We start from the raw sequence: 24,527 nt of genomic DNA, 5'->3' as shown, positions 1-24,527 counted from the left end.
TCGCGGGCATCTGGTGTGGTACACGGGTGTGTGGGATTCATCCTCGAGGTTTGGTTGGGCGGTGGTCTGCGCTCGGTCATGTGATCGGCGCGGGTGCGGCGGGGCGGTTGCACGTTTCGGCGGCGCAGGCGGACCCGCGGACGGTGGCGGCGCGGGCGCGGTTCTTCGGGGCTGATGTCGTGGATCCGGATACCGGTGCGGTGCGTGCGGATCGAGTGGTGTTGTCCTGGGTGGGGTGCACAACCTATGCCTTCGCCATGGCCGGGTCGGTGTTTCTGCTGGATGCGTGGGTGCCACGGCTGACGAGCACCGGTTATGTGCCCGCGACGGCGCAGGATCTGGCGGACCTAGCACCGGAGGCGATCTTCATCGGGCATGGGCATTTCGATCATGCCGCCGATGCCGGGCGGATCGCCGAGGCGTCCGGGGCAGTCGTGTATGGAACCGCCGATCACGGCGTGAATATCCGTGCGCAGGTGAGGGATTCGACATTCCGGACGGTCGCGCTCGGGGATGGGACGTCGTTGCCGGGGGAACGGCACGAGTTCACCGTGGGATCGGTCGAGGTCACCGCGATCCGGCACGTGCACTCCGCGCCAACCGCTCCCGAGCGGCCCGGCGGATCCGCGCCGTTCTTCCCGCTGCCGGAACTGTGTGCGCTGGTGCGGCATCCACCGACGCTGGCCGGTGTTGTGCAGAGCGCGGCGCGTCTGGGTGATCCAGAGGGCGGTAGCCTGCTCTACCAATTCCGTGTTCCCGGATTCTCGCTGGTCTGGCATGATTCCTCCGGTCCGCTCACCGAGAAGGCCCCGCAGGTCTTCGACGTCTTCGCCGATCTGGCACCCACCGACGTTCAGATCGGCGCGGTCCAGGGCTTCAACCAGATCACCAACGGTCTGCGCGATCCGCGTCGCTACATCGAGGCCATCCGCCCCGGACTGTTCGTCCCTACCCATCACGACAACTGGCTGCCCGGTCTGACCGCCTCCGCCGCCACCTATGACATCCCACTGCGCGGCGAGCTGTCCCGCATCCCCACCGAGCACCGACCGAACTGCGTTCCCTACACGACCCGCTCGACTACGTAAACCCCCATCGATTGACATTCCCGCTCTAACCCCCACTCCCACAGCGTTTTACAGCCAGCACCGTGTCGAGTGCCGCAGTCTCACCTCCTTCCGCGACAGCACGACTCCCGAAGCGGCTTACGGCGAATTCCGGTTACCTCGGCCGTCGCTTGTTCCATTCGTAGCCCTGACTCCCACCACTTTTCAGGGCTATTCACTCGATCGGCGGAGGCCACCCGCCCGGTAAGCGAGCGTCCTCGGCAGCGCAATCGTCGGCCTTGCACATTCATCGATCTGCTCGAACGCCGCACTCCGACCGAGGCGATCGGATCCGACCCGCTCGCCGCAGCGTCCAGACCGATGCGCAGCTCAGGGGGCTGGTTTGGGGAGGCGGGCGGCCATGGTCGTGAGGTTGTCGGCGAAGGTGAGGACGAATTCGACGCAGAGGTCGATGAGTTCGTCGCGACTCACCTCGATGCCGCCGTCGAGCCAGGCCAGGATCAGTTCGGCGGCGCCGCCGGTGATCATCAGCGAGACCGCGCGCACCAGGGTTTCGCTGCCCGGTGGCGGATCGAGCAGGGCGCGTTCCTGATCGGCGACGACGTCGGCGATGGTGCGCATGGCGGCGGCGCGGCGACGCATCAGGGTTTCGCTGCCATGGGCTTCGGCGAAGGCGATGCGGGCCCGGCGGGGGTCGTCGATGACGGAGGTGAGGATGGCGGTTACCGCAGCGCGCGTTTTGGCGGGAATGCCCTGGGGGGCCGCGGCCAGCGCGTCGAGGGAGCTGCGGACGGCGGTGTCGATGATCTCGTCGTGCACGGCGGCGGCGAGGGCATCGAGGTCGGCAAAGCTCTCGTAGAAGAAACGTGGCCCGACCTTGGCCTGTTCGCAGACTCCGCGCACGGTGGTGGTCGCCCAGCCCTGGGTGCCGATGATGTCCAGGGCCGCATCCATCAGGCGACGGCGGCGTTCCTCGCGCCGCTGCTCGGCGGAGGCGCCGCGGTAGATCCCGGTCGCTGCCCGTGTCACAGGCTCAGTATGCCGCAGGCAAATCAGGAAACAACCGTTTACGGAAACCATTGATTCCGGTATGGTGTGGATCACATGATTTTCGCAAGGTTGCGAGAGGACGACCATGATGTCGACGATGGGCCGACGCGCAAAGTACGCCGCATCCGCGCTGGCCGAGCGCTATCCGACGCGGACCCGAGTCCTCGCCGAACCACCCGCCGGTAGCCAATTGCGGCCGATACTAGGCGATTACGGGTTACCGGTGATCGGGCACGCCCTCCCAGCCATGACGGACAACCTCGATTTCGCGCGGCGGCGCGTCGAGAAATACGGTCCCGTGCAGTGGTCGGGACTGCTCGGGCGACAGGTTGTGATGGTGGTGAGCCCGGAGGCGATCGAGGAGGTGCTCGCCGACCGAGACAAGGTGTATTCCGCCAAGGGCGGCTACGACTTCTTCATCGGCCCGTTCTTCCGCGGCGGCATCCTGCTGCGCGATTTCGATGAGCACCGCTATCACCGGCGCATCCTGCAGCAGGCCTTCACCCGGCCCCGGCTGGTCGGCTACCTCGACATCACCACACCGGCGATCACGCGCGGTATGGACGACTGGTTGCCCGCCAACGACTTCCAGCTCTTCCCGGCGACGAAGCATCTACTGCTGCGCATGGCGTCGGAAGTGTTCATGGGCGCACGTCTCGGTCCCGAGGCCGCACGCCTCGAACGCGCGTTCATCGATGCGGTGCGCGGCGGACAGGCATTGGTGCGCACCAATCTGCCCGGCGGCGTGTGGGCGAAGGGCTTACGCGGGCGCAAGGTGCTCGAAGATTACTGCCGTCGGGAAATGCCCGCCCGACGTGCCGGCACTGGCGACGACCTGTTCAGCGTGCTGTGCCACACCGCCAGCGATGACGGCCATACCTTCACCGATCAGGACATCGTCGACCATCTGATCTTCGTGCTGATGGCCGCGCACGACACCAGCACCATCGCACTGGCGATGATGGGTTATCAACTCGGTCTGCACCCCGAATGGCAGGACCGGCTGCGCGCCGAATCGCAAGCGCTGGGCAAGGATTGGCTCGATTACGACGATCTGGACCGGCTGCCCGCCCTGGATCTGGTGTTCAAGGAGATCCTGCGGATGTACTCCCCGGTCGGTCAGCAGATCCGGGAGACGGTGCGCGACACCGCGATTCAAGGCCACTTCCTGCCCGCGGGCACCCTCGTCATCATCGGCTCGCATCCGGCGATGCGCATCGACCGGTGGTGGCGCGATCCGGATGCCTTCGATCCGGAGCGTTTCACCACCGAACGTCAAGAGGACAAATCCCACCGCTATGTCTGGGCGCCCTTCGGCGGCGGTGCGCACAAATGCATCGGCCTGTACTTCGGCGGTATGACCGTCAAGGCGATCATGCATCGCATGCTGTTGCGCTACCGGTGGTCGGTGCCCGCCGGATATGTGCCGCCGATGGGCTGGGCGACTGGCCCCATCCCACTCGACGGCCTGCCGATCCGGCTGCAAGCCGCACGCATCGAAACCCGCCGGCCCGCATGAAAATCACCGCCGACCGAACCCGCTGCCAAGGCCACGCCATGTGTGAAGCCCTCCTTCCGCACATCTTCCAGGTCGACAACACCGGCAAAGTCCGCATCCTCACCACCCCCATCCCCACCCCCGACAACTCCGACGCCCAACTCGCCATCGACACCTGCCCCGTCGAGGCCCTGCACGCCGAGGCGTGAGAATGCGCTCTCGACCTTCGCCGCCACCGCTACATGGTGATCGCTTGTCCAGGTCAGGATCGGATCTGGGCGGAAACTCGAGTGGCTGGTTCGTGGGTGGTGGCGGATAGGGTTGGGGCGTAGAGGGTTTCGATTTCGGTGGCGTATTTGGTCGCGATCGGCTTGCGGCGCAGTTTCATGGTGAGGGTGATTTCGTCGCCACCGGGTTCCCAGAAGGTGGGCAGTACGGTGAAGCGTTTGATCTGCTCCACTCGGGACAGTTTCGCGTTGCCCGCCGCGATACCCTGCGCGATTTCGGCGATAACGCCCGGGTCGGCCGCCAAGGCGGTGGCGGAGGCGTCGGGCAGACCGTGTTGGGTCGCGTAGGGTGCCGCGGATTCGGCGTCGAGCACGATCAGGGCGGTGTTGTAGGGGCGGGCGTCGCCGATGGTGACGACCGAGCCGACCAGTGGGGTCGCGGCCTTGATCGTGTTCTCGATATTGGCCGGGGACATATTCTTCCCGGCCGCGTTGATGATGAGCTCCTTCTTGCGGTCGACCACGCGTAGATAGCCGTCGGCGTCGCGGGTGAGGATATCGCCGGTATGTAGCCATCCGTCGGCGTCGATGGCTTCGGCGGTCTTGCCTGGTTCCTTGCGGTAGCGCTGCATGACGAGCGGTCCGCGCACCAGGAATTCGCCGTCGTCGGCGATTTTGGCTTCCGAACCGGGCAGCATGCGTCCGACGGTGCCCAGGCGCGCCTCGGCGGGTGGGCTGGCGCTGGCCACACAGGTCAGTTCGGACATACCCCAGATCTCGGAGATGGGAATGCCGAGGCCGCAGAAGAAGCCGAGAGTCTGCGGCGGTATCGGCGCGGCACCCGACATCGCCCACTTCACCTGGTCCAGGCCGAGTTTCGCGCGCAGCTTCGACAGCACCGCCTCGTCGGCCTTCGCCCATTCGGCGGCCAACTCCGCATCGACGGTTGTGGCCTCCAGCAGCGCAGCGGCCTTGCGCGCGGCCACACCCAGTGCCCACTGCAGTGCGGCCCTTGTGGTGTCGTCGGGCTCATTGGCGACCGAGAATTCGACCGCGGCCTTGAATTTCTCCCACACCCGCGGCACCGCACCCCAAATCGTGGGGCGCGCATCCAGCAGCGCCGCGGGCAGTTGATTGCGGTCGGGCACGACGGTGATCTGGATGCCGTAGTACTCCTGCAGATATAGCGCGGTGAACCGGTCGGCCATGTGAGCGGTCGGCAGGTAGGAGATTTGCCGGTCGCCGAATTCCACGGGCAGTACAGCGTTGAAGGCATGCGCCTCTGCGGTGAGGTTGGCGTGGGTGATCTCGACGCCCTTCGGATTTCCGGTGGTGCCGGAGGTGTAGACCAATGTCGCGATATCGTCGGGACGCACCGAGCGCCACGTCGCCTCGAAGTCGAAATCGTTGCGGCCCTCGGCCTTCAGCTGCGCGAGGCTGATCGTTGCGGCGTGCTCGGCATCGATGCACACGATGGTCTCGATCTGGGCACCGCAGGTGCGCACCCGCTCGACGTACTGTTCCTCGCAGATCACCACCCGATTGCCCGCATTGGCGAACACATAGTTCAACTGCTCGGGCGCGAGGGTGTTGTACACCGAGAACGAGGTCGCCCCGGTGTGCTGCGCGCCTACCTCGATGGGATAGAACTCGACCCGATTGGCCATCATCAGCGCGACGGTATCCCCGCGCCCGATGCCGATCCCATGCAGTCCCGCCGCGATATGGCGCACCTGCTCGGCGTACTCCCGCCAGGTCAACGTGTGGCCGCCACCAATGGAGCGCACCGCGATCGCGTCGGGATCGATCGCCGCCACCCGCTGGAAGGCGGCACAGGAGGTATTCGGTTCGGTCATCGCACACCACAATCACTACGGCCACATTTACTTCCAGACCGTAAGTTGCCACTCGATCCCCGCGTGCCGTTTTCACCCGATTTCGCCCGAGCCCAGCCACTTCCACGGTTCGTCGCCATGGATGGACCCCGCCGCCGAGGGGTCACTCGATGTGTCCTGGGTGCTGCTCGACCAGACGCCACAGGGAGGTCACCTCCGCAGCTCTGGCCGCGTGCAGCGGATCTGTGGTGTCACGGGGTCGGCAGTGGCGGGGTCGGGTGTCGATCCGGTCGATAACCCGCAGGCCAGCCGAGTCGATGGCGGTGAGAAGTTCTGCGCGGGTGCGCAGTCCGAGGCGTTCGGCCAGATCGGACAGGACCAGCCAGGCCTCGCCGCCGGGTTCGAGGTGAGCGGGCAGCTCGGTCAAGAAAGCCCGCAGCATGGTGCTGTCCGGGTCGTAGACACCTTGTTCGACGGTCGAGGTCGGACGGACCGGAAGCCACGGCGGGTTGCACACGATCAGGTGCGCGCGGCCGTCGGGGTACAGGGCAGGGCCATGCACCTCGATGCGATTCGTGAGACCGAGGCGGTCGATATTGTCGCGAGCGCAGTCGAGTGCGCGCGCATTGATATCGGTGGCGACGATGTGGTCGACGCCGCGGCGGGCCAGCACCGCCGCGAGCACACCGGTTCCGGTTCCGAGATCGAAGGCGCTACGGTGCCGCACCGGCAACGGCGCGTTCGCGACCAGATCGACGTATTCGCCGCGCACCGGAGAGAACACCCCGTAGTGCGGGTGGATCCGCGCGCCGAGAGCAGGTACCAGGACACCGTTTTCACGCCACTCGTGCGCCCCAATCGCACCGAGTAGTTCGGTCAACGCGATCACCATCGGCTCGCGCGCCGACCCATATGCCTCGGTGCACGCCTGCCGCACATCGGGTGCGCGCCGCAATGCCAGCGAATGGTCCGGCTCCAACTGCACCAGGATCCTGCCCAACACCCGCGCCCGCTGCCCGCGCGCCTGTCGATACAGGTGAAAGGATTCGGGCGGTCCCGCCCCCTCCGATGGGGGTTTGCGGTCGATGCGCCGGCTCAATGCCCGCAACAGCTGACGCGCATTATGGAAATCGCCGCGCCACAGCAGCGCCGTCCCCTGGCAGGCCAGACGGTAGGCGGTATCTGCGCGCATACGGTCATCGGCGATGGTGACGTGCGCTGGCGCTGTCGCCGCGCTTTCGGAATGCCACCGCGCGCTGTGGTCGGTGTGTGATTCGGTCCAGTGGATGCTCGACATGGGGTGCTCCTCGTGATCGGACGTGCGATGGCACGGCGAGCACTTCGACGAGGAGCGGGAGAACGGCCAGAGTCAGCCGGGGCTGTGCGGACGGACTAGCGATCCCGCGTCGAAGTGCGAGCACCGAAGTCGCCGAGGACCATACCGAGCGTCATGAGCAGCCCTTTCCCTGAGTCGACACATCAAGAGTCGCATATGAGCCGCCGCCGCCGCCCGCCGGGCCCGAACCAGCGGTATCCCGCCACGGCGAGCCTCGATCGGGGTGGTGTGAACCCGAGACCATGGCATCTTCACAGCGGCACCATCAACTGCTGCCACGTGGCCCGGTGCGAGGTAGTCACTGGGTAGGCGACGGCAACTCCGAGACGGCCGATGTGCTCAGGAGATGCCCATCCACGTGTCGATCCGATCGATCGCCCCGGGAGCGAACGCACAGGTGACGTGGTCGCACGGCAGCAGGGTCAGCGACACCTCCACCCCCGCGCTCTTCCACTGCTGCTGTAGTGCTTGCGCGCCGGCGGCTGGGATCCATTCGTCGAACAGGCCGTGCCACAGGTAGATCGGCATCGTCGGGGTCAGGGCGCCGGCTTTGGTTTCGCGGTAGATCCGCTGCACGACGTCGGTCGGGTAGGGGTCGAGTGTGGTCAGCGTGCGCAGCGGCACCGGCGCGGCACCGAGCAGGGCGGCATTGGAGCAGAGGTTTTTGTTCTCCTGCGCGGTCCGTACCCCGAGGTCGTTGAGCAGGTCGAAAGCCTCGGGCGTGGCTCGGGCGACCCCGAGCGCCGCCATCAGATACAGCGCCCCGGCGGGTGGTTTCCCGTCCATCGTCTTGCGCAGCAGGCTCAGGTCGGCGGGTGTGCCACCGGCCGCGGCGCCGAGGATCCGCAACTCGGGGGCATAGGTGGGCTGCAGCTGTGCCGCCCATACGGTGGCGATCGCGCCGCCGCTGTAGCCGATCATCGTGGTCGCACTGCCCGCCAGTCCGGCCGCCGGGAACTGAAGCGCGGCACGGATTCCGTCGAGCACTTCGCGTGCCTGGGTGGGTCCGTGCGCGTAGGCCATCTTCGGGCCTTGGTAGTCGCTCATCACGACCGCGTAGCCGTGGCCGAGTAGTTGGCGGGTGATATCGGGTGCTTCGATGGAGACCGAGTGGGTCAGTTGGTAGGACGGATTACATTGCAGCCCAACGCTGTCGATCGCGTAGTTGTTGCTGACGACTCGGCCGTTCCAGGTCTTGGGTTTCATGATCGTGGTGAGCGCGGCGATCGAAGTGCCGTCGGCGGCAGTGGATTTGAACCATACCTGCCAGGCGGCGAAGTCGTTGGTGGTGGACAGGGGCGGCAGAATCCGCACCGATCGCGATGACAGGATCGCGCCGTTGGGCGCGGCGTCGGTATCGAAGTGTTGATCGAGGTAGGCGTCGCCGGTCGGGTCGGGATCGTATCGGGTGTAGTCACCACTGTCGGCCGCGACGAGTGCGGTGGCCGTGACCATGGTGAGCGCCAGGGTGGTCGCGACGCAGAGGGCGCGCCGCGGCAGCCGAAACATGAACATGTCGCCTTTCGCTCGAACAACGCGGTGACCGGGGACACCGCGTCGGCAGAGGCTAAACCAATCGAGGCCGCGTCACCGTGGGTTTCACGATCAACTGGCGAAATTTCACGTCCCGCTACGATGCCCGCCACGCGATAGCCACCGATGGTTGTACATGTCTGGGACAGCGGCCTACATTGCTGGCATGAACACCATCGAGCTCGACGGACCCGACGGCGCTGTCGAGGCGATTCTGGCCCGCCCGAGCGGGGACGGTCCCTGGCCCGGTGTCGTGGTGCTGCACGACGGTGCCGGGTTCGGCCGGGATATCCGCGGCAATGTCGAAATGCTGGCCGACTACGGCTATCTCACGATCGCCCCGAATCTGTTCGCCAATGGCCGGGTGCGCTGCATCCGCGCGGTGATGCGGTCGTTGGTCTTCACCGGCGCCAGTCCGACGATTCGGGAGATCCTCGCCGCCCGCGACCGCTTGGTCGCCGATCCGGACTGCACCGGCAAGACCGCCGTCATCGGCTTCTGTATGGGCGGTGGCTTCGCATTGCTCACCGCGCCAATGGGTTTCGACGCGTCCGCACCGTTCTATCCGGGCCTCTACGGCGACTACCGTGCCCAGCTCGATGGCGCATGCCCGGTGGTGGCCAGCTACGCCCAGCGCGACCCCTCACTCGTCGGCGCGGACCGCAAGCTCGATCGCGCACTGAGCGAGCTCGGCGTCGAGCACGACATCAAGACCTATCCGGGCACCACGCACGGCTTCGCGAACGTCTTCAGCATCGACCCGGTCCTGCGTGTCGCGGGTCTGGGCTACGACGCGCAAGCCACCCGTGATGCCTGGCATCGCATTCTCGCGTTCTTCGACAAGCACCTGACCGATACCGTGGCGGGCGGATCCGAGTAGTCGGCTGGCCGCGACCCGATGACAGTTCGGCGGGCCCACCACGATTCACGCACCGCCTACCGCCGAGGTGAGCTCCGGCGAACACCCCCGGTCATGTCGGTCTGCTCGTGTCGAGTCGTCGGCGCATCCAGGCCTCAGGAGCCGGATTCGGTCAGTTCGGCCACGACCTGGCCGAACATGGTGTTCTTGATCGCACCCAATGTCTCGGGATCCTTTCCGCCGAGCGGGGCGAGCATCGCCAGGGCAGCGGTGGCGACCGCGCCTTCGCCCGCGGTGGCGTCGACGATATCCAGGTCCGAGGCATCGATTCCGCCGAAGCGGCGACCGGTGGTCATCGCGGCAACCGCGGCCTTGGGGCTCAGCTTGGACTGGATCAGCGCCGCCATACCGGGGGTGAACGGGATGCGGATATCGACCTCGGGCAGGCAGAAGAAGCCGCGGTCAGCGCGCATCACCCGATAGTCGTGGGCCAAGGCCAGCATGGCTCCGGCGCCGAAGGCGTGGCCGGGCAGTGCGGCGGCGGTGGGGATGGGCAGAGTGAGCACGCGGGCGAACAGGGCCTGGACCCGGCCGGTGTACCACTGGGTGCGCTCACCGTTGGCGAGCAGCCAGTCCACGTCGAGGCCGTTGGAGTAGAACTTGCCGCTCGCGGTGGTCACCAGAGCGTGTGCGCCCTCGGCGAGGACGGTGTCGAGGTGGTCGTTGACCGCGTCGAGAAACTCTGGGCTGAAACGATTTTCGTCGTCGCCGAGGTCCAGCACGGCGATCTTTTCGTGGTAGCTCAGTGTGCTCATGATATTCCTTACTCCGGGTGTGATTCGGGTGGGCCGACCGCGAGTACCGCGCGCACGGCGGCGCGAAGGTGTTCGCGGGCAATGGGTGTGGAGATTCGGTCGCGGCGCAGCAGGATGCCGGTCGGCAGATCGACGACGCAGGTGGTGATCACATCGACCGCGGCGGCATCGCCGCGGCCCCACAGGGCGCGCGAGAGGCGGATGAGTAGTCGCACCAGCGCGTCATCGGTTCCGGCGAGTTCGGTGACGACCGGTTCGGGCAGTTCGTCGCCGAGCAGTTCGTCACGCGAGACGGTCAGCAGCAGTTTCGAGGAGTTCGGGTATCGCCGGGCGAACTCCACCGGCGTCTCGGCCGCGGCCACTACCGCCTCGAGCGCGCGTGGGGCGCCGTCGGCGGCGATCAGATGGGCCTCCACCAACTCGGTCTGCATCCGTAGAAACCGCCCCGCCGCCCGTAACCAGCTGCGCCCGAGCAGTTCGGCACGCGAACCGAAGGTGTGATAGATCGCGCCGTTGGACACTCCGGTCGCCGTCGCGACGGCCCGGATCGTGACCGCCGCCGGGCCCGAGCGCACCGCCAGCGACTCCGCGGCATCGAGCACGGTGTCGGGGTCGTGGGTCCGAGGGCGAGGCATGCCACGACTATAACAGAGCAATTGCTCTGTAACGGACCGGCACCTGTCCGGCAAACCCTTTCCCGCTACGTCACTGCATGTTTCGCCCGGTCACGGGTATTTTCACGGGCGACGACGTCGATGCGTGGACCGCGTTACGTTTCGGCGCGAGGGCAATACGATGAGGTACTGTCTGGTCCTCCGCCTTGCCCGCACGAAAAGAAACGGCGCCTGCGAATGTCACGAGTGGTCACCAAGGAGCAGTACTTCGACACCGCTCTGGAGGTCTTGGCCGAACTCGGCTTCAAAGGCCTCAATATCGGCGTGCTCTGTCGCCGACTCGGTGTCACCAGCGGGTCGTTCTACCACCATTTCGGCAGCTGGCAGGGCTTCGTGGACGCACTGCTCGAGCATTGGGAGAACCGCCAGGTCATCATCCTGCGCACGCTGAACTTCAACCAGGGCAATCCCGACGACGATATCCGCGCCATGTCCGACCTCGCCGCGGGCCTACACCATGCCGCCGAGGCCGCGATCCGCGCCTGGGCCGCCAACGACGAATCGGTGAATCTGGCGCTCAAGCGCGTCGACGAATCGCGCCGCCGCACCGTGCACAAGTCGATCAAAGGCGTTGTGGGCGATGAGGAGACCACCGCAGTGGTCACCGCGCTCGGCATGTCGATGCTGATCGGCTACCAGCAGATCGCCGCGGGCGGGGAGGACATTTCACTGGATCAGTTGTTGGCCCAGTACGCGCGGTTGATCTACTCCCACGCCCGCCGCTCAGCCGAGTAGTTCGTCCACATAGCACCACCGCCACGCCTCACCCGGCTCGACGCTGCGCATCACCGGATGTCCGGTGCTGCCATAGTGTTTGGTGGCGTGATTGCCCACCGATGAGTCACAGCAGGCGACGTGCCCGCAGGTCAGGCACATACGCAGATGCACCCAGGTGTATCCCTCGGCGATGCATTCGGAGCACTCGTCGGGTTCGGTAGGGATGCGCACCACCGGTGGCGCGGACTGTAGATGCGTGCAGCCCTCGGCCGTCGGGCCGGCGAGCGGTTCGACGCGCTCCTCTTCGGTTTCGTCGAAGCGATCGATCATCGATTCCTCGAGATCGAGCCGCGACAGCACATACTGCAGGATCTCATAGTCGGCAGCGCCCGAATCTCGCACCCGCAGAACGGTTTCCCGTTCCGCACGCAGCATTTCCAGCCGCAGCCGCCGATACTCCGCGGTGGGTGTCGCCAGTTCCGATTCCGAGCGGCCGAGGCGTTCCCAGGCGGCGTTGGTCTTCCAGGTGACCCGGTCACGCAGTGTCTCGACCACACCGGGCGGCGTATCCGGGGTGATGTGCTTTTCCAGTTCGGCCAGTCCGGCGGCGGTCGCCTGCTGTAGCAGGTTCGCCTTCTGTAGCGCGTTTTCCGCGCGACTCGGACCGCGCACGTGCAGCCGCCGCACCACCCAGGGCAGCGAAGTCCCTTGTAGCAGTAGCGTTCCCGCGACCACGACGAGCGCGAGCAGTTTGAGTACTGGCAGTTGCGGGGTGTCGGCGGGCAGCAGCAGCACCGCCGCCAGGGTGACCACACCACGCATGCCCGCCCACGACACCACCAGCGGATGACTCACCGGCACATCGGCATTGGACAATCCGAGCTTGCGGGAGAGCAGTGCGACCGGGAAAACCCACAGCGGCCGCGACAGCATCGCGGCCACCGTGACCGCTACCGCCGCCACGATCAGCGTGGTGTGGTCGAGGCCGCTCTCCCAGGCGCCCTCGATGATCGCGCGCATCTGCAGCCCGATCATCAGGAATACGACGCTTTCCAGGATGAATTGGATGGTGCGCCAGTTGGTGCGTTCGGCGATCCGGGAGGCGGCGCTCTGCCACACCGGCGCACCGTGGCCCAGGACCATGCCGCAGGTCACGACCGCGATCACACCGGAGGCTCCGATTCCCTCGGCGGGCAGATAGGCGACGAACGGCGCCAGGAACGACAGCGTGGTGTCCAGCACCGGATCGGTGATGCGCCGGCGCAGCATCGCCAGCAGATAGGCGACAACGATGCCCACCGCGGCACCACCACCCGCGGCGAGCAGGAAGTCGCCACCGGCCTTCCACATCGACGCCGTGCCCGCGGCCGCAGCGATCGCGGTGCGCACCGTGACCAGCGCGGTGGCGTCGTTGAACATCGACTCGTCTTCAAGGATGGTGACGATCCGGCGCGGCATGCCGATGCGCCGCGCGATCCCGGTAGCGGCCACCGCATCGGTCGGCGCGACCACCGCGCCCAGTGCCACCGCCACCGCGAACGGCACCGGCAGCAGCCACCACACCACCGCCGCGACCGCGAACGTGCTGAACAGCACCAAACCCACCGACAGCAGCGCGATAGTGCGCGCATTGGCCCGGAAGTCGACCAGGGAGGTGCGAATCGCCGAGGTGTAGAGCAGTGGCGGCAGGAAACCCAACAGGATGACCTCAGGATCGGGGTGGACCTGCGGAACATGCGGCAAATATGACGCGACCACCCCGGCCAGCGTCAATACCAGGGGTTCGGATATCCCGAACCGTCGCGCGAGCGCCGCGAGCGACGCCGCCGACGCGACTAGAACAACCAGGCCGATCGCGACATGCACTGTGGCATTCTCGCAGAGCAAACACCCGGCTCGAAAAAGACCATACGGTACGTGACACGGACAGTGTGTTCGGTTCCCCGGAATGCCTGTGGCGGTAGCCTTCGCGCGCGATAGTTGTCGGCACAAAGGAGGTAGACATGGAAGAGTTTGCGTCCTGGCGGGCGAGCGGTCGGCGGCACACCCACCGCGGCCATCAGATTTTCTGGCAGGACAGCACCGGGGCCGGTGCGGGGAATCTGCTCTGTATCCACGGTTTCCCGACCGCGTCCTGGGACTGGCATGCGGTATGGCCGGGTCTGCGCGAGCGGTTCGCGCGCCTGATCGCCCCGGATATGATCGGCTTCGGCTGGTCGGCCAAACCCCGCAACTACGATTACCGGATCGCCGATCAGGCCGATCTGCACGAGAACCTGCTGCGTGAGCAGGGGATTTCCCGCACGCACATCCTGGCCCACGACTACGGCGACACCGTCGCCCAGGAGTTGCTGGCACGTGACGCCCAGCGCCGCGCCGACGGCGACGACTCCCTGGTGATCGAATCGGTATGCCTGCTCAACGGCGGACTGTTCCCCGAAACCCACCATGCGCGCCTGGCGCAGAAGCTGCTGGCCAGTCCGCTGGGTCCACTGGTCGGTGTGCTGGGCACCGAGCGGGTCTTTCGCCGCAGCCTGGCCGGTGTCTTCGGCCCCGACACCCGTCCCAGCGTCCACGAGCTCGATCAGTACTGGATCCTGTGGTGCAGTAAGCACGGCAAGAGCAATGGCCACAAGCTCATCCGCTATATGGGCGAGCGCAAGGCCAACCGGGAGCGCTGGGTGGGCGCGCTGGTGCACACCCCGATTCCCGTCCGGCTGATCGACGGTCTGCTCGATCCGGTATCGGGTGCGCACATGGTGCGCCGCTATCGCGAGCTGATCCCGGATCCGGATGTGGTCGAGTTGCCGAAGGTCGGGCATTACCCCCAGCTCGAAGCGCCCGGGGAGACCTTGGCCGCGGTACTGGATTTCCACACCAGCCGCGTGCGATAAACGCACACCCCAGCGTTATGGGGTGTCCCATACGATGGCTACATGGCAGCGACACGCCGATCGAATGACGAGGCTCCGGCGCGCCCGCGGCCGCGTGACGCGCGGCGGCGGATGGTCGAGGGAACGATCGAATCCCTGCGTATCCATGGCGCGAGCGCCACCAGCGTGGACCGGGTGCTGGCCGATACCGGCGCACCCCGCGGGTCGGTCTATCACCACTTCCCCGGCGGTCGCACCCAGCTGATCACCGACGCGCTGACCGCCGCCGGCGCTTCGATGTCGGAATTCATCGAAACGATCACCCGCGAGAACGATCCGGCGACCGCGCTGGATATGTTCGTCGCGCTGTGGCGACGCACGCTCGTCGACAGCGAGTACCGGGCGGGCTGCCCGATCTTCGCCGTCGCCGTCGAAACCAATGACGACGCACCGCAATTCGCCGCGTCCGCCGCGGCGATCTTCGCCCGGTGGAATACCGCGCTCACCGATCTGCTGATCCGTCACGGCCTGGACGCGGTGCGTTCACGTCGCACGGCCACTCTGACCGTCGCCGCGGTCGAGGGGGCGATCGCGCTGTGTCGCGTCGAGCGGGCGACCACACCGCTCGAGGACACAGTCCGCGAATTGCAGGATCACCTCGCGGCCGTTATCAGCGCCGCCGAGCAGTAGCGCTCCTGCCATCGACCCCGCGCATGCGGGTTTCATTCGTGCGAAGAATGCACGCTCACACTCGCTTTTCTCGCTGTGCGAGGAAACATCTCGACACGACATGCCCTTGACACCTCGATTATGGTGGGGACCATAATCGGGGTCGGACGCAGGTCCACCGCGCCCACCACGAACCGGAGGAGACGCCGATGTCGCGCGCAGCCGAGATCGCCCTTGGCCTGCGATATCCGGTATGCCGCCGATGCCGAGCACGTCGAACACGGCCGGATCGAATCGAGGGCCGATCGACCGGCTCGGCGACACCGTTGCTGGCCGAGCCGAAGGCGTGGACCGACGGCACTCGCGTCGACCAGACCAGTCGCACCCGCCCATCCCTATGTCGACAGGCGGTTCGCTTCCGCTCTCGATCAATGACACTTCAGAGGAGCATCGATGAGTACCGCCGCACCCCAAGACAGCCGAGCCGATAACAGCGCGCGGCGCGATGATCCTGCGGCGCGAGGGCAATGGCACAAAACCGCGTGCATCCTGTGTGAGAACAACTGCGGCCTGCTGATCCAACTCGACGGCCGCGGCTTCGCCAAGATCCGCGGCGACAAAGACCACGTCGCCTCGGCCGGATACACCTGCAACAAGGCGCTGCGTCTGGACCACTACCAGAACGGCGGCACCCGCCTGAGCACCCCGCTGCGCCGGGAAGCCGATGGTAGTTTCACCGAAATCGACTGGGATACCGCGATTTCCGAGGTCGCCGCGCGGCTCACCGAGGTCAAGAACACATACGGCGGCGACAAGATCTTCTTCTACGGCGGCGGGGGACAGGGCAACCACCTCGGCGGCGCCTACAGCGGCGCGCTGCGGCGAGCGCTGGGCAGTCGCTACCGCTCCACCGCGCTGGCCCAGGAGAAGACCGGCGAAGGCTGGGTCGACGCGCATCTGACCGGCGGACACACCACCGGCGATTTCGAACACGCCGAGGTTTCGGTATTCCTCGGCAAGAATCCCTGGCAGTCGCACGGTGTGCCACGCGCCCGCACCGTCCTACAGCAGATCGCCAAGGATCCCGCGCGCACCATGATCGTGCTCGACCCGGTGCGCACCGAAACCGCCGACCTCGCCGACATACACCTGCAGGTCCGTCCCGGGACCGACGCGTGGTGTCTGGCCGCGATGCTCGCGATGCTGGTGCGCGATGATCTGCTCGATCACCCATTCCTCACCGAGCACGCCGAGCAGGTCGACGCCGTCACCGCAGTGCTGCGCGATATCGATATCGCCTCCTATGCCGAGATCTGCGGTGTACCAATGGAATTGCTGCGCGCCGCCGCGCATCGGATCGGCACCGCGAGCAGTGTCGCCACCTACGAGGACCTCGGTGTACAGCAGAGCCCCAACAGCACCCTGATCTCCTACCTGAACAAGCTGCTCTGGCTGCTCACCGGAAACTTCGCCAAACCCGGTGCCATGCAACCACATTCGTGGATAGTGCCGTTGGCGGGTTACAGCCGTGACATCAAACGCAGCCCGGTGACCGCCGCGCCGATTCTCGGCGGCATGGTGCCGTGCAATTCGATCGCCGAGGAGATTCTCACCGATCACCCCGACCGATTCCGGGCGATGATCATCGAATCCGCGAATCCGGCCCACTCACTCGCCGATTCGACCGCCTTCCACCGCGCACTGGACGCCTTGGATCTGGTGGTGGTCATCGATGTCGCGCTCACCGAAACCGCACGTCACGCCGACTATGTGCTGCCCGCGGCGAGCCAGTTCGAAAAGTGGGAGGCCACCTTCTTCAATCTGGAGTTCCCGCACAACACCTTTCATCTGCGTGCGCCGGTACTCGAGCCGCTACCGGGCACACTGCCCGAACCCGAGATCTACGCGCGCCTGATCCGCGAACTCGGTGTCGTCGGGCGTGCCGAGCTGGCGGTACTGCGCAGCGCCGCCAAACTGGGCCGCCGCCCCTACGCATTGGCCTTCGCGGCACTGCTGACCATGGACAAAAAGATCGGTGGCCTCGCCCCGCACCTGCTCTATGAAACCCTCGGCCCGACCCTGCCCGATGGCGCCCGTTCGGCCGCCGTGCTGTGGGCGCTCGCACAGCGCGTCGCGAAGGTGCATCCGGCCGCTATGCGTCGTGCGGGTCACCCGAATGCCGATGCGCTGTTCGATGCCATCCTCGCGGGCCGTTCGGGCGTCACCTTCACCGTCGACGACTATCCGGACGCCTGGGACTATGTGCCACACTCGAAAATCCCGTTGGCGATTCCGGAATTGCTGCATGCGCTGCGGGCACTCCCGACCACGCCCGCCACGCACACCAGCCCCGAATTCCCCTTCGTCCTGTCGGCCGGGGAACGGCGTTCTTTCACCGCCAACACCATTTTCCGCGACAACAGCTGGCGGCGCCGTGATCCAGAGGGCGCGTTGCGGCTCAGCCCCGACGATGCCACCGCGCTCGGTCTCACCACCGGGGACCGCGCCCGCATCACCACCGGACGTGGCAGCGCCATCGCCGCGGTCGAGATCAACGAACGCATGCGGCCCGGGCACGCCTCCCTGCCCAACGGATTGGGCCTCGATCTGCCCGATGGCACCCGTACCGGTGTGGCCGCGAATGAGCTCACCGATGCGAGCTGGCGCGATGCGATCGCCGGAACGCCATGGCACAAGCATGTTCCGGCTCGTATCGAACCGCTGCGCGAGGGCTAGTTTTTTCGCCCAGAACGGACAAATACGGCCCGCCCCGGCGGCGCTGATATCGACCGGCGTGACGCCGGGGGTGTGAGCTACCGAACTTCGTGATGCTCCAGTGCTTTTCGCGCACAGGGCGACACCGTACAGTCGGCCCATGGTTTTCCGGCTCGAGCTGCAACCTGCCCAACCCCTGCACCTGACACCGCGCTGCGTGGTGCACACCGGAACGGTGCGACTATTCGTCACCGGCACGCTCCGCCACACCGCCGCGGCCCCCGCCGAACAGTTCGGCTTCTTCCTCCCCAACACCCGCCCCCTGCCCGAAGACGCACCCGAACCATGTCTGTGGGCGGAGATGCATCTGATGACCGCCACCGCCACCGCGGCATCGGGAGACTTCCCCTTCGGCATCACCCACACCCATGCCGCCTACGTCCCCGACCCGCGCGCCGGGCTGCACCGCTGGCTCCACCTCACCGCCGCCGCCCACCCCGCCAGAGAACTCCGCCTCGGCTACCGCGTCACCGTGCAAACGCCCTGACGGCGTGCATCCGGTGTGAGCTCATCCCAGCCGGTTCGCGCGACGGTTAACCCGCGCCTCGGAACAGCCGTAGGCACACGTGATCGGCAGACTTCCCGAGCAATCGCCGCGAACGACAATGCCCGCGCAGGCACTACGCCGCCTGACGAAGGCACGCGGCAACCATCGACAGCGCCGAGGGACAGACGGGCAACTGCCAGGGCACTCTTACGGTGTCGCCGCAGGCTCGCGATCGACATCTGATGCCGTCGGCGCGTGCGACGCCGGACTCACCGTCACCCACGTGTTGTTGACGGCCGCGTTTCCGGAGAACGTATCGGTGACCGACGGATCGTGCAGCAGGTTGACATTCGCGCCCGGCAGGGAGGCGGCGACCTGCCAGCCGACGCCGGGTTCACGGTGTCCCCAGCCGTGCGGAATGGCGATGGTGCCGCGCCGGATTTCGTCGCTGACCTCCAGGGTGACCACGATCGAGCCGGTGCGGGAGGTGACCGCGACCCGGCTGCCGTCGGTGAGGGCGCGTTCGGCGGCGTCGGCGGGATGCATGAGGGCGGTGCAGCGGTCGCGGCCCTTGACCATGGACGGCACATTGTGCAGCCAGGAGTTGTTGCTGCGCAGGTGGCGGCGGCCGATGAGTTTGAGATCGTAGCCGTCGGCGGGAGCGGTCAGCGCATCGCCGCGACGCGCATCGTCGACCAATTTCCTTGCGGCCGTGACGAAATCGTCGGGCGCGAGGTGTACTTTGCGATCCTTCGTCCCGATCAACGCGCGCAATCGCGGCTGCAGCGGACCGAGATCGATACCCCCGGCCGCCGCACGCACCTTCGCCACCGACAACCCCTTGCGTCCGCGCCGCAGCACCCCGTACGGACCAACCGCCACCCCAACGGTCGTCAACCGCACCGGACTGAACTGCTCCATCAGCGCGTTGACCGCGCGCGTGGTGAATCGGCGCGCGGGCAGCGGCACTACCTCGATGGTCAACCGCGCCAGGAATTGCCAGTCCTCGAGCCCGTCGGCCGCAGGTTCGGAGATTACACCGGAACCCTGCCCGCATTGGGCGTGACGTCCTGGAGTCAGCCGTGGCAGCCGTTGTTCATGGAGTGGGAAGCACGCTATCTGCCTATCCCGTACACCGTCGGCGCCCAGCGCTGCTGGACCTTCGACTCGGCCCCCGGGGTAAGCCATCACAGTCGAACTACCTCCAGCTCACGTTCGCCGACCCGGACCCCACGAAACTCCTGTTGCTGATGGATCCCCGCGCCGGCGTGCACGCCGTCAGCGGTATCACCCCGACCGTGCAGGTCAGCGTCGCACCCAGCCACGTCGAGGCACCACTCGACCGTATCGAGGCACTCTTCCGCTTCGGTCCGATCATGACCGTGCCGAACGCGGACCAGAAATCCGTGGCCTTCCCGCAACCCAGCGAAAAGCACGGCCGCTGGTCCTGGCTACGCCCGGCACCGGGCAGCGCGTGGACCCCGTACGCACTCGACCCCGTCGTGCCCGAGGCTCAATTCCCGGATGCCGCGGTCACCATCGAGGACGGGCAACTGCGGCTCATCGCCGGCCTCGCCGACGACCACACCGACCCCTCCGATCAGGAGCCCGCACAGTGACCGACGAACAACCAGTACTCGGCTACGCCATCGCCACCAGCCCCAACCCCCTGCAAGCCAGCAGCACTACCACTCCCAGCCGCGACCACATCACCATCGCGGTCTCCGTCCCCACCGATGAAACACTCTATTGCGACAGTATCCAGTTCGCCGTTCCCAAAGCCGACCCAGGGAAACCCCGAGCTTCGACAGCCCACCGGGCTGGTCGCTCAGCAACGACAAGAAATGGAAGTGGCTTGACACCTGGCTGGACGACACCCACACCCCCAGCTACTACCGCGCCGCGATCGTTCCCGCGGTCGACAATCAACCCATCGAATACGGAGTCTCGGTGGGCATCACCGGAACCCTCGGCACCGAAACCGGCACCCTCACCTGTCTTCTCCGGGAACATTCCGGTGCCGACGAAGCCACCCTCACCTACAAAGAAGGTTCATTCAGCATGCCCGTTGACCCACAGGCCTTCTACGTCAATAATTTCCTGGCATTCGATCCCGGCAGCCCCAACGTCCCCCGGGCCAGATTCTCCGACGGCGACACCTTCGTACTCTCCGGGGAGAGCAACGGGACGAATTTCACCCTCTACGACGGCGACGGCAACGGCAACGGCAACGTACTCTACGACGGCCCCGACACCAGCTGCACCCTCATACCCCCGGTTTATCCCGGGGATCAGCCCCCGGCCGGCTGTATACATCTGGCTCTCCGGTACCCCGGAGACGAACGGCTCCAACACCTGGGGCGCCGGCTATTCTCGGGTCGCGACCTGGGTGCGGTTCAACGACCTGGCCGACGGGCCCCACGTTCTACGCGCTGAGCACCCACTTCGACCACAAGAGCCAGGACGCCCAAAGCCGCAGCGCAAACTTGATTGTCGCGTCGGCCACCGACAGGTCTGGCCCGAATCCCGAGGCCGGGCCTGTTCGGAAAACGTCATTCGATTCGCGCCCCCACTTCGTCAGCGCACGCACGCTGGCCTCGACCATTGCCCGACCTCCGAACCCGTTGGGCCACACCGTGTCCCGGACAGAGCGTGACCATGACGTGGTTGGATTCGATCACGAATCAGTCATCGACGTGCGGTTGTTCATCCGATTGCGTGCCTCGCCGCTCAAGCCCGTCGTAGGCGTTGGCCTCGGCGTCGTTCGGCACGTCGAGAGTCCACCCGCCCTCGCAGGGCACCAGGTAGCCATGCGTGCGCAACTGCGCCAAGCCCCCGAGGGTTTCCTCCTCGGTGTCCTCAGGATGCCGATCCCAGTCGAGCACGGACGCCGTCAGCTCCTCCCAGGTGACCCGGAACGGCGGACGCTCGATTAGCAGCCGACCGTAGGTGGCCATGGCGTGCGGGCCCAAGCGGGAATCGAAGATCATCGCTTTCGGCATGAACGTGGACTCTCCATCGCTGAAACCCGCTCGATTACCCGGACCAGGAACAACAATTGAAGGGAGGCGCGGACGGTCCACATGGACTTCGATCAGGTCGTCACAGGGGTAATGCAGTGATCAATCGCAACAAGGTCATCCGTGACACCGCCACGGCCAGGCGGTGGGCCATTCGCTCGCCAGGCCGACCGCCCCGACAGCGCGATCCGCTCCGGCATGCCGTGCAACAGCGGGGTCCGCCGGGCGTGGGCGGTGGTCAAGCCCGAGACCTGTTCGGCGAACGTCGTTCTCGCGCAATCGGGGTGCCACAGTAGAACCGGCGCGCCCGCAAACAGATCACGGTCTCGACGCCGCCGACCGCGGCATCGGACAGACACCGCTGGTAGCGGCTGTGCACCCGAACCGAACGAAAGGCACACTCCGGGCAGGACGCACCCCGGGCGGCGGATGTCCCGATGTCCGTTGACAGCCCGCCGGAGTAGGACGCGGGCTCGGTCCGCCTACGCGGTGCAGAGGGGGCGGATGTCGGCTGCGCCGCCCGGGGTCGGTGAGGTCAGCAGTAGGCACGGGTTGTAACCGCGAGTGGCCACAACTGTCTGGATCTCATGCCATCGTGCTGCATCGACGGCCGGCGATCGTGACAGCACGAATCCGGACAAACGCAGCGGATCCCCGACGAGTGCCCAGGAGTAGTCCTCGGCTACGTAGGTGACGATGTAGTTAGTGGGACCGTCGGGGGAGTTTTGAAAGGGCACCTGGGGGAAACTGACGTGCAACTGGGCCTGGCTGGCCGGGTCGGTGATCCGGGCGTTGCCGATAATGCGGTTCGTGGCGCCGGTCCAGGTGGTGCAGCTGTTTTCGACTCGAATGTTGCTCGGGTCGATCAGTTGGTAGTTCGCGACGGTGTCGCGGGCGCAGTCGAGATTGTACGGTTGCGGGACGGCGGCGACTTGGTTCCAATCCCCGAGGTAGCGCGGCACGTCCAGGGACGCGATCGGGGACAACGGCTGCCAGTCCGTGTCACCGGGCGCGGCGGATGCGGTTGCCGTGGTGGACGCCAGAGCTCCGGCGAGCACCGCGACCGCGGCTATGGCGCGGGCGGTTTTGCCGAACCCTTGTGCGGAACCGGTTCTGGAGGAATCTGCTCTCATCTGATAGCTCCTCAGAGTTGTTTCGGCTCGTGGTCGGAAGGATCTAGTTCCGCACGGCTCGAAGAACATCCTACTTTCAATCGATGCAAAAACGATGCATGTCCGATCGGGATGGCGGATCCTTCAGGTATCGAATGAGACCGCACGGGTATCCGTACGACGAGCCGCCAAGGCGGCAGCCGTCCATACCGGGCCTCGTCCTGTACGTCGCGAACCAGGGAGAACGGTGATCCTACATGCGTTGTGCAGTTTTCGGAGCCACCGGATACATCGGTGGGCGACTGGTGCCCGAATTGGTGCAAGCCGGTCACCAGGTCCGGGTAGTGGCCCGAACGCCGGTCAAGCTGGCGGAGGTCCCGTGGCGGGACCGGGTCGAGGTGGTGCGCGGAGATGTCACCAGTGACGACGATGTGCGAGCTGCGATGGTCGGTCAAGAGGTCATCTACTATCTGGTGCACTCGCTGACCCGACGCGACTTCGCTGATATCGACCAGCGCGCTGCACGGATCGTCGGGGCAGCGGCTCGGGCGGCCGGCGTACGGCGCATCGTCTACCTCGGGGGCATCATCCCGGAACAAACCCCGCTGTCACGCCATCTTGCTTCCCGCGCCGAGGTCGGGGTGATCCTCAGGGAATCCGGCGTACCTACCGTGGAATTGCGCGCGGCGGTGATCATCGGGTCCGGATCGGCCAGTTTCGAGATGCTGCGCTACCTGTCCGAACGCCTCCCCGCGATGGTCGCCCCACGATGGGTGCACAACCGGATCCAGCCCATCGCCGTGCGTGATGTTCTCTACTACCTGGTGCGAGCCGCCGAGCTGCCCCCCGACGTCAACCGTTCGTTCGATATCGGCGGTCCGGATGTCCTGACCTATTCGACGATGATACGAAAGTACGCGGCGGTGGCTGGTCTGCCGCGTCGGATGGTGCTGCCCGTTCCGGTGCTCACGCCGTGGTTGTCGGCCCAATGGGTCAATGTGGTCACTCCGGTGCCGCGCGCGCTGGCGGTGCCGCTGATCGAATCACTCGTGCACGAGGTGGTGTGCCACGACCACGACATCAGCGCCTACATCCCCGAGCACGACGGCGGTCCGACCAGCTACGAGAAGGCCGTCGAACTCGCTTTGGCCCGAATCCGCAACGTGGAGGTCCCGACTCGGTGGTCGGATGCGAGCACTGTGGGCACGCCGTCGGACCCGCTGCCGAGTGACCCGGAGTGGTCCGGGGGATCGCTCTACGAAGATTTCCGCGAACGGCGAACACACGCCGGCCCCGACACACTGTGGGCGGTCATCGAATCGATCGGCGGCGAGAACGGGTGGTATTCGTTTCCGCTGGCATGGTCGCTGCGCGGCTGGATCGATCGCGTCAGTGGCGGGGTCGGGCTACGCCGTGGCCGCAAGGATCCACACCGCCTGCATCCGGGCGAGGCCCTCGACTGGTGGCGCGTCGAACTCATCGACCGTCCGCGCTTGCTGCGGCTCCGTGCCGAGATGCGGGTGCCGGGACTGGCCTGGCTCGAGCTCGGGGTAGAACCCGAACCCGGTGGCGGAGCCCGCTACCGGCAACGAGCCGTCTTCCAGCCACACGGACTGGCCGGGCATTTCTACTGGAAGGCGCTTACCCCGTTTCACGATGTTGTGTTCGGCGGCATGGTCCGCAACATCATTGGAACCGCCGAACGCGCACCGGCCACCGGCACGCGTGCGGGCGGAGCCGATTGATCCCCCGGACATCAAGGTGGTGCGCAGTGATCACAGGACCCAGATCCTGGAACTGGTAGCGGCGTCGGTCCGAACGGCTCGCCGACGAGTGCATCGCTATTGCATCGTTTAATTGATAGGATGTGAGCATCACGACATCGCACGGCTGATACCGCGTCGGTCGTGGACATCGCGCAAGTCCGCGGCCGGGCAGTCGTAATTCGAGGCGCGGAGCAGCCGGCATCGACACCACACG

At 66.2% G+C, this 24,527-nt stretch carries 23 protein-coding genes; 12 read left to right on the top strand and 11 right to left on the bottom strand.

Going from position 1 to position 24,527, the window contains the following annotated elements; genetic code table 11:
- Positions 1-80 precede the first annotated feature (80 nt).
- Entirely contained in the window at positions 81-1,088 is a 1,008-nt protein-coding gene (locus tag ACQP2U_RS18340) for an MBL fold metallo-hydrolase (protein ID WP_433715765.1), read from the top strand.
- Between the two features lie 348 nt (positions 1,089-1,436).
- Here ACQP2U_RS18340 and ACQP2U_RS18335 read toward each other — a convergent pair whose 3' ends face one another.
- Positions 1,437-2,096, bottom strand: coding sequence for a TetR/AcrR family transcriptional regulator (locus ACQP2U_RS18335; RefSeq protein WP_433715764.1), 660 nt, complete (start codon positions 2,094-2,096; stop codon positions 1,437-1,439).
- Between the two features lie 118 nt (positions 2,097-2,214).
- Between ACQP2U_RS18335 and ACQP2U_RS18330 the strand changes: the two genes are divergently transcribed.
- Both ACQP2U_RS18330 and ACQP2U_RS18325 read left to right on the top strand, forming a co-directional pair.
- Complete coding sequence (locus ACQP2U_RS18330; RefSeq protein WP_433715763.1) at positions 2,215-3,636, top strand: cytochrome P450; 1,422 nt, start codon at positions 2,215-2,217, stop codon at positions 3,634-3,636.
- Positions 3,633-3,824 (top strand): ferredoxin, encoded by a 192-nt coding sequence (locus ACQP2U_RS18325; protein WP_433715762.1) that lies wholly within the window; start codon positions 3,633-3,635, stop codon positions 3,822-3,824. Before ACQP2U_RS18330 ends, ACQP2U_RS18325 begins: the two co-directional genes overlap by 4 nt.
- A 53-nt stretch (positions 3,825-3,877) precedes the next feature.
- Here ACQP2U_RS18325 and fadD11 read toward each other — a convergent pair whose 3' ends face one another.
- The 3 genes from fadD11 to ACQP2U_RS18310 all read right to left on the bottom strand — a co-directional run bounded on the left by fadD11 (position 3,878) and on the right by ACQP2U_RS18310 (position 8,522).
- Positions 3,878-5,698 carry a fatty acid--CoA ligase FadD11 gene (gene fadD11, locus ACQP2U_RS18320; RefSeq protein ID WP_433715761.1) on the bottom strand — a complete coding sequence of 607 codons (1,821 nt, stop codon included), beginning with the start codon at positions 5,696-5,698 and terminating at the stop codon, positions 3,878-3,880.
- 142 nt (positions 5,699-5,840) lie between these two features.
- Complete coding sequence (locus tag ACQP2U_RS18315; RefSeq protein ID WP_433715760.1) at positions 5,841-6,974, bottom strand: methyltransferase; 1,134 nt, start codon at positions 6,972-6,974, stop codon at positions 5,841-5,843.
- Between the two features lie 378 nt (positions 6,975-7,352).
- Positions 7,353-8,522, bottom strand: a complete 1,170-nt coding sequence (locus tag ACQP2U_RS18310) for a lipase family protein (protein ID WP_433715758.1) — start codon at positions 8,520-8,522, stop codon at positions 7,353-7,355.
- Between the two features lie 190 nt (positions 8,523-8,712).
- Here ACQP2U_RS18310 and ACQP2U_RS18305 point away from each other — a divergent pair, with 190 nt between their 5' ends.
- Positions 8,713-9,426, top strand: coding sequence for a dienelactone hydrolase family protein (locus ACQP2U_RS18305; RefSeq protein WP_433715757.1), 714 nt, complete (start codon positions 8,713-8,715; stop codon positions 9,424-9,426).
- Positions 9,427-9,560: 134 nt separating this feature from the next.
- On the opposite strand, the gene ACQP2U_RS18300 is transcribed toward ACQP2U_RS18305, so the two are convergent.
- A complete protein-coding gene (locus ACQP2U_RS18300; protein ID WP_433715756.1) occupies positions 9,561-10,220 on the bottom strand; it encodes an enoyl-CoA hydratase-related protein in 660 nt (219 codons plus the stop codon).
- Between the two features lie 8 nt (positions 10,221-10,228).
- Positions 10,229-10,855, bottom strand: a complete 627-nt coding sequence (locus tag ACQP2U_RS18295) for a TetR family transcriptional regulator (RefSeq protein ID WP_433715755.1) — start codon at positions 10,853-10,855, stop codon at positions 10,229-10,231.
- 216 nt (positions 10,856-11,071) lie between these two features.
- Between ACQP2U_RS18295 and ACQP2U_RS18290 the strand changes: the two genes are divergently transcribed.
- Positions 11,072-11,629: a TetR/AcrR family transcriptional regulator gene (locus ACQP2U_RS18290; protein ID WP_433715754.1), complete on the top strand. Its 558-nt coding sequence runs from the start codon at positions 11,072-11,074 to the stop codon at positions 11,627-11,629.
- Here the strand turns inward: ACQP2U_RS18290 and ACQP2U_RS18285 are convergent.
- Entirely contained in the window at positions 11,618-13,477 is a 1,860-nt protein-coding gene (locus ACQP2U_RS18285) for a Na+/H+ antiporter (protein ID WP_433715753.1), read from the bottom strand. The genes ACQP2U_RS18290 and ACQP2U_RS18285 overlap by 12 nt on opposite strands.
- A gap of 137 nt (positions 13,478-13,614) precedes the next feature.
- Here ACQP2U_RS18285 and ACQP2U_RS18280 point away from each other — a divergent pair, with 137 nt between their 5' ends.
- From ACQP2U_RS18280 to ACQP2U_RS18265, 4 genes are all read left to right on the top strand, one after another.
- Positions 13,615-14,505 carry an alpha/beta fold hydrolase gene (locus tag ACQP2U_RS18280; protein WP_433715752.1) on the top strand — a complete coding sequence of 297 codons (891 nt, stop codon included), beginning with the start codon at positions 13,615-13,617 and terminating at the stop codon, positions 14,503-14,505.
- Positions 14,506-14,547: 42 nt separating this feature from the next.
- Positions 14,548-15,174 carry a TetR/AcrR family transcriptional regulator gene (locus tag ACQP2U_RS18275; protein WP_433715751.1) on the top strand — a complete coding sequence of 209 codons (627 nt, stop codon included), beginning with the start codon at positions 14,548-14,550 and terminating at the stop codon, positions 15,172-15,174.
- Between the two features lie 432 nt (positions 15,175-15,606).
- Positions 15,607-17,889: a molybdopterin-dependent oxidoreductase gene (locus ACQP2U_RS18270; protein ID WP_433715750.1), complete on the top strand. Its 2,283-nt coding sequence runs from the start codon at positions 15,607-15,609 to the stop codon at positions 17,887-17,889.
- A gap of 139 nt (positions 17,890-18,028) precedes the next feature.
- On the top strand, positions 18,029-18,415 hold the full coding sequence (locus ACQP2U_RS18265) for a hypothetical protein (RefSeq protein ID WP_433715749.1): 387 nt from the start codon (positions 18,029-18,031) through the stop codon (positions 18,413-18,415).
- A 207-nt stretch (positions 18,416-18,622) separates the two neighbouring features.
- Here the strand turns inward: ACQP2U_RS18265 and ACQP2U_RS18260 are convergent, their stop codons facing one another.
- Positions 18,623-19,603 (bottom strand): molybdopterin dinucleotide binding domain-containing protein, encoded by a 981-nt coding sequence (locus ACQP2U_RS18260; protein WP_433715748.1) that lies wholly within the window; start codon positions 19,601-19,603, stop codon positions 18,623-18,625.
- 62 nt (positions 19,604-19,665) lie between these two features.
- Between ACQP2U_RS18260 and ACQP2U_RS18255 the strand changes: the two genes are divergently transcribed.
- The gene (locus tag ACQP2U_RS18255) at positions 19,666-20,034 is read left to right on the top strand and encodes a hypothetical protein (RefSeq protein WP_433715747.1); all 369 of its coding nucleotides are present in this window, start codon (positions 19,666-19,668) and stop codon (positions 20,032-20,034) included.
- Positions 20,035-20,164: 130 nt separating this feature from the next.
- Complete coding sequence (locus ACQP2U_RS18250) at positions 20,165-20,851, top strand: hypothetical protein (protein WP_433715746.1); 687 nt, start codon at positions 20,165-20,167, stop codon at positions 20,849-20,851.
- Between the two features lie 248 nt (positions 20,852-21,099).
- Here the strand turns inward: ACQP2U_RS18250 and ACQP2U_RS18245 are convergent, their stop codons facing one another.
- The 3 genes from ACQP2U_RS18245 to ACQP2U_RS18235 form a co-directional block, all read right to left on the bottom strand.
- Entirely contained in the window at positions 21,100-21,417 is a 318-nt protein-coding gene (locus ACQP2U_RS18245) for a hypothetical protein (RefSeq protein WP_433715745.1), read from the bottom strand.
- A gap of 256 nt (positions 21,418-21,673) precedes the next feature.
- Positions 21,674-21,874, bottom strand: coding sequence for a transposase family protein (locus ACQP2U_RS18240; protein ID WP_433716517.1), 201 nt, complete (start codon positions 21,872-21,874; stop codon positions 21,674-21,676).
- A gap of 43 nt (positions 21,875-21,917) precedes the next feature.
- Positions 21,918-22,568: a lipocalin family protein gene (locus ACQP2U_RS18235; protein WP_433715744.1), complete on the bottom strand. Its 651-nt coding sequence runs from the start codon at positions 22,566-22,568 to the stop codon at positions 21,918-21,920.
- Between the two features lie 236 nt (positions 22,569-22,804).
- Between ACQP2U_RS18235 and ACQP2U_RS18230 the strand changes: the two genes are divergently transcribed.
- Positions 22,805-24,292 (top strand): SDR family oxidoreductase, encoded by a 1,488-nt coding sequence (locus ACQP2U_RS18230; RefSeq protein WP_433715743.1) that lies wholly within the window; start codon positions 22,805-22,807, stop codon positions 24,290-24,292.
- Positions 24,293-24,527: the final 235 nt, after the last annotated feature.

It is taken from the genome of Nocardia sp. CA-084685 (genome assembly GCF_050955785.1).
Classification (GTDB): domain Bacteria; phylum Actinomycetota; class Actinomycetes; order Mycobacteriales; family Mycobacteriaceae; genus Nocardia.
The sequence above is the reverse complement of the archived record's forward strand: the minus strand, read 5'-3'. Positions and strand labels throughout refer to the sequence as shown.

Excerpts from the sequence above, each read along its gene's own strand:
- ACQP2U_RS18265 (WP_433715749.1), top strand. The coding sequence starts at position 18,029 with ATGGTTTTCCGGCTCGAGCTGCAACCTGCCCAACCCCTGCACCTGACA.
- ACQP2U_RS18270 (WP_433715750.1), top strand. The coding sequence starts at position 15,607 with ATGAGTACCGCCGCACCCCAAGACAGCCGAGCCGATAACAGCGCGCGG.
- ACQP2U_RS18310 (WP_433715758.1), bottom strand. The coding sequence starts at position 8,522 with ATGTTTCGGCTGCCGCGGCGCGCCCTCTGCGTCGCGACCACCCTGGCG.
- ACQP2U_RS18300 (WP_433715756.1), bottom strand. The coding sequence starts at position 10,220 with ATGAGCACACTGAGCTACCACGAAAAGATCGCCGTGCTGGACCTCGGC.
- ACQP2U_RS18330 (WP_433715763.1), top strand. The coding sequence starts at position 2,215 with ATGGGCCGACGCGCAAAGTACGCCGCATCCGCGCTGGCCGAGCGCTAT.
- ACQP2U_RS18280 (WP_433715752.1), top strand. The coding sequence starts at position 13,615 with ATGGAAGAGTTTGCGTCCTGGCGGGCGAGCGGTCGGCGGCACACCCAC.
- fadD11 (WP_433715761.1), bottom strand. The coding sequence starts at position 5,698 with ATGACCGAACCGAATACCTCCTGTGCCGCCTTCCAGCGGGTGGCGGCG.
- ACQP2U_RS18245 (WP_433715745.1), bottom strand. The coding sequence starts at position 21,417 with ATGCCGAAAGCGATGATCTTCGATTCCCGCTTGGGCCCGCACGCCATG.
- ACQP2U_RS18325 (WP_433715762.1), top strand. The coding sequence starts at position 3,633 with ATGAAAATCACCGCCGACCGAACCCGCTGCCAAGGCCACGCCATGTGT.
- ACQP2U_RS18260 (WP_433715748.1), bottom strand. The coding sequence starts at position 19,603 with ATGGCTTACCCCGGGGGCCGAGTCGAAGGTCCAGCAGCGCTGGGCGCC.
- ACQP2U_RS18315 (WP_433715760.1), bottom strand. The coding sequence starts at position 6,974 with ATGTCGAGCATCCACTGGACCGAATCACACACCGACCACAGCGCGCGG.
- ACQP2U_RS18275 (WP_433715751.1), top strand. The coding sequence starts at position 14,548 with ATGGCAGCGACACGCCGATCGAATGACGAGGCTCCGGCGCGCCCGCGG.
- ACQP2U_RS18255 (WP_433715747.1), top strand. The coding sequence starts at position 19,666 with ATGGATCCCCGCGCCGGCGTGCACGCCGTCAGCGGTATCACCCCGACC.
- ACQP2U_RS18235 (WP_433715744.1), bottom strand. The coding sequence starts at position 22,568 with ATGAGAGCAGATTCCTCCAGAACCGGTTCCGCACAAGGGTTCGGCAAA.
- ACQP2U_RS18295 (WP_433715755.1), bottom strand. The coding sequence starts at position 10,855 with ATGCCTCGCCCTCGGACCCACGACCCCGACACCGTGCTCGATGCCGCG.
- ACQP2U_RS18290 (WP_433715754.1), top strand. The coding sequence starts at position 11,072 with ATGTCACGAGTGGTCACCAAGGAGCAGTACTTCGACACCGCTCTGGAG.
- ACQP2U_RS18305 (WP_433715757.1), top strand. The coding sequence starts at position 8,713 with ATGAACACCATCGAGCTCGACGGACCCGACGGCGCTGTCGAGGCGATT.
- ACQP2U_RS18230 (WP_433715743.1), top strand. The coding sequence starts at position 22,805 with ATGCGTTGTGCAGTTTTCGGAGCCACCGGATACATCGGTGGGCGACTG.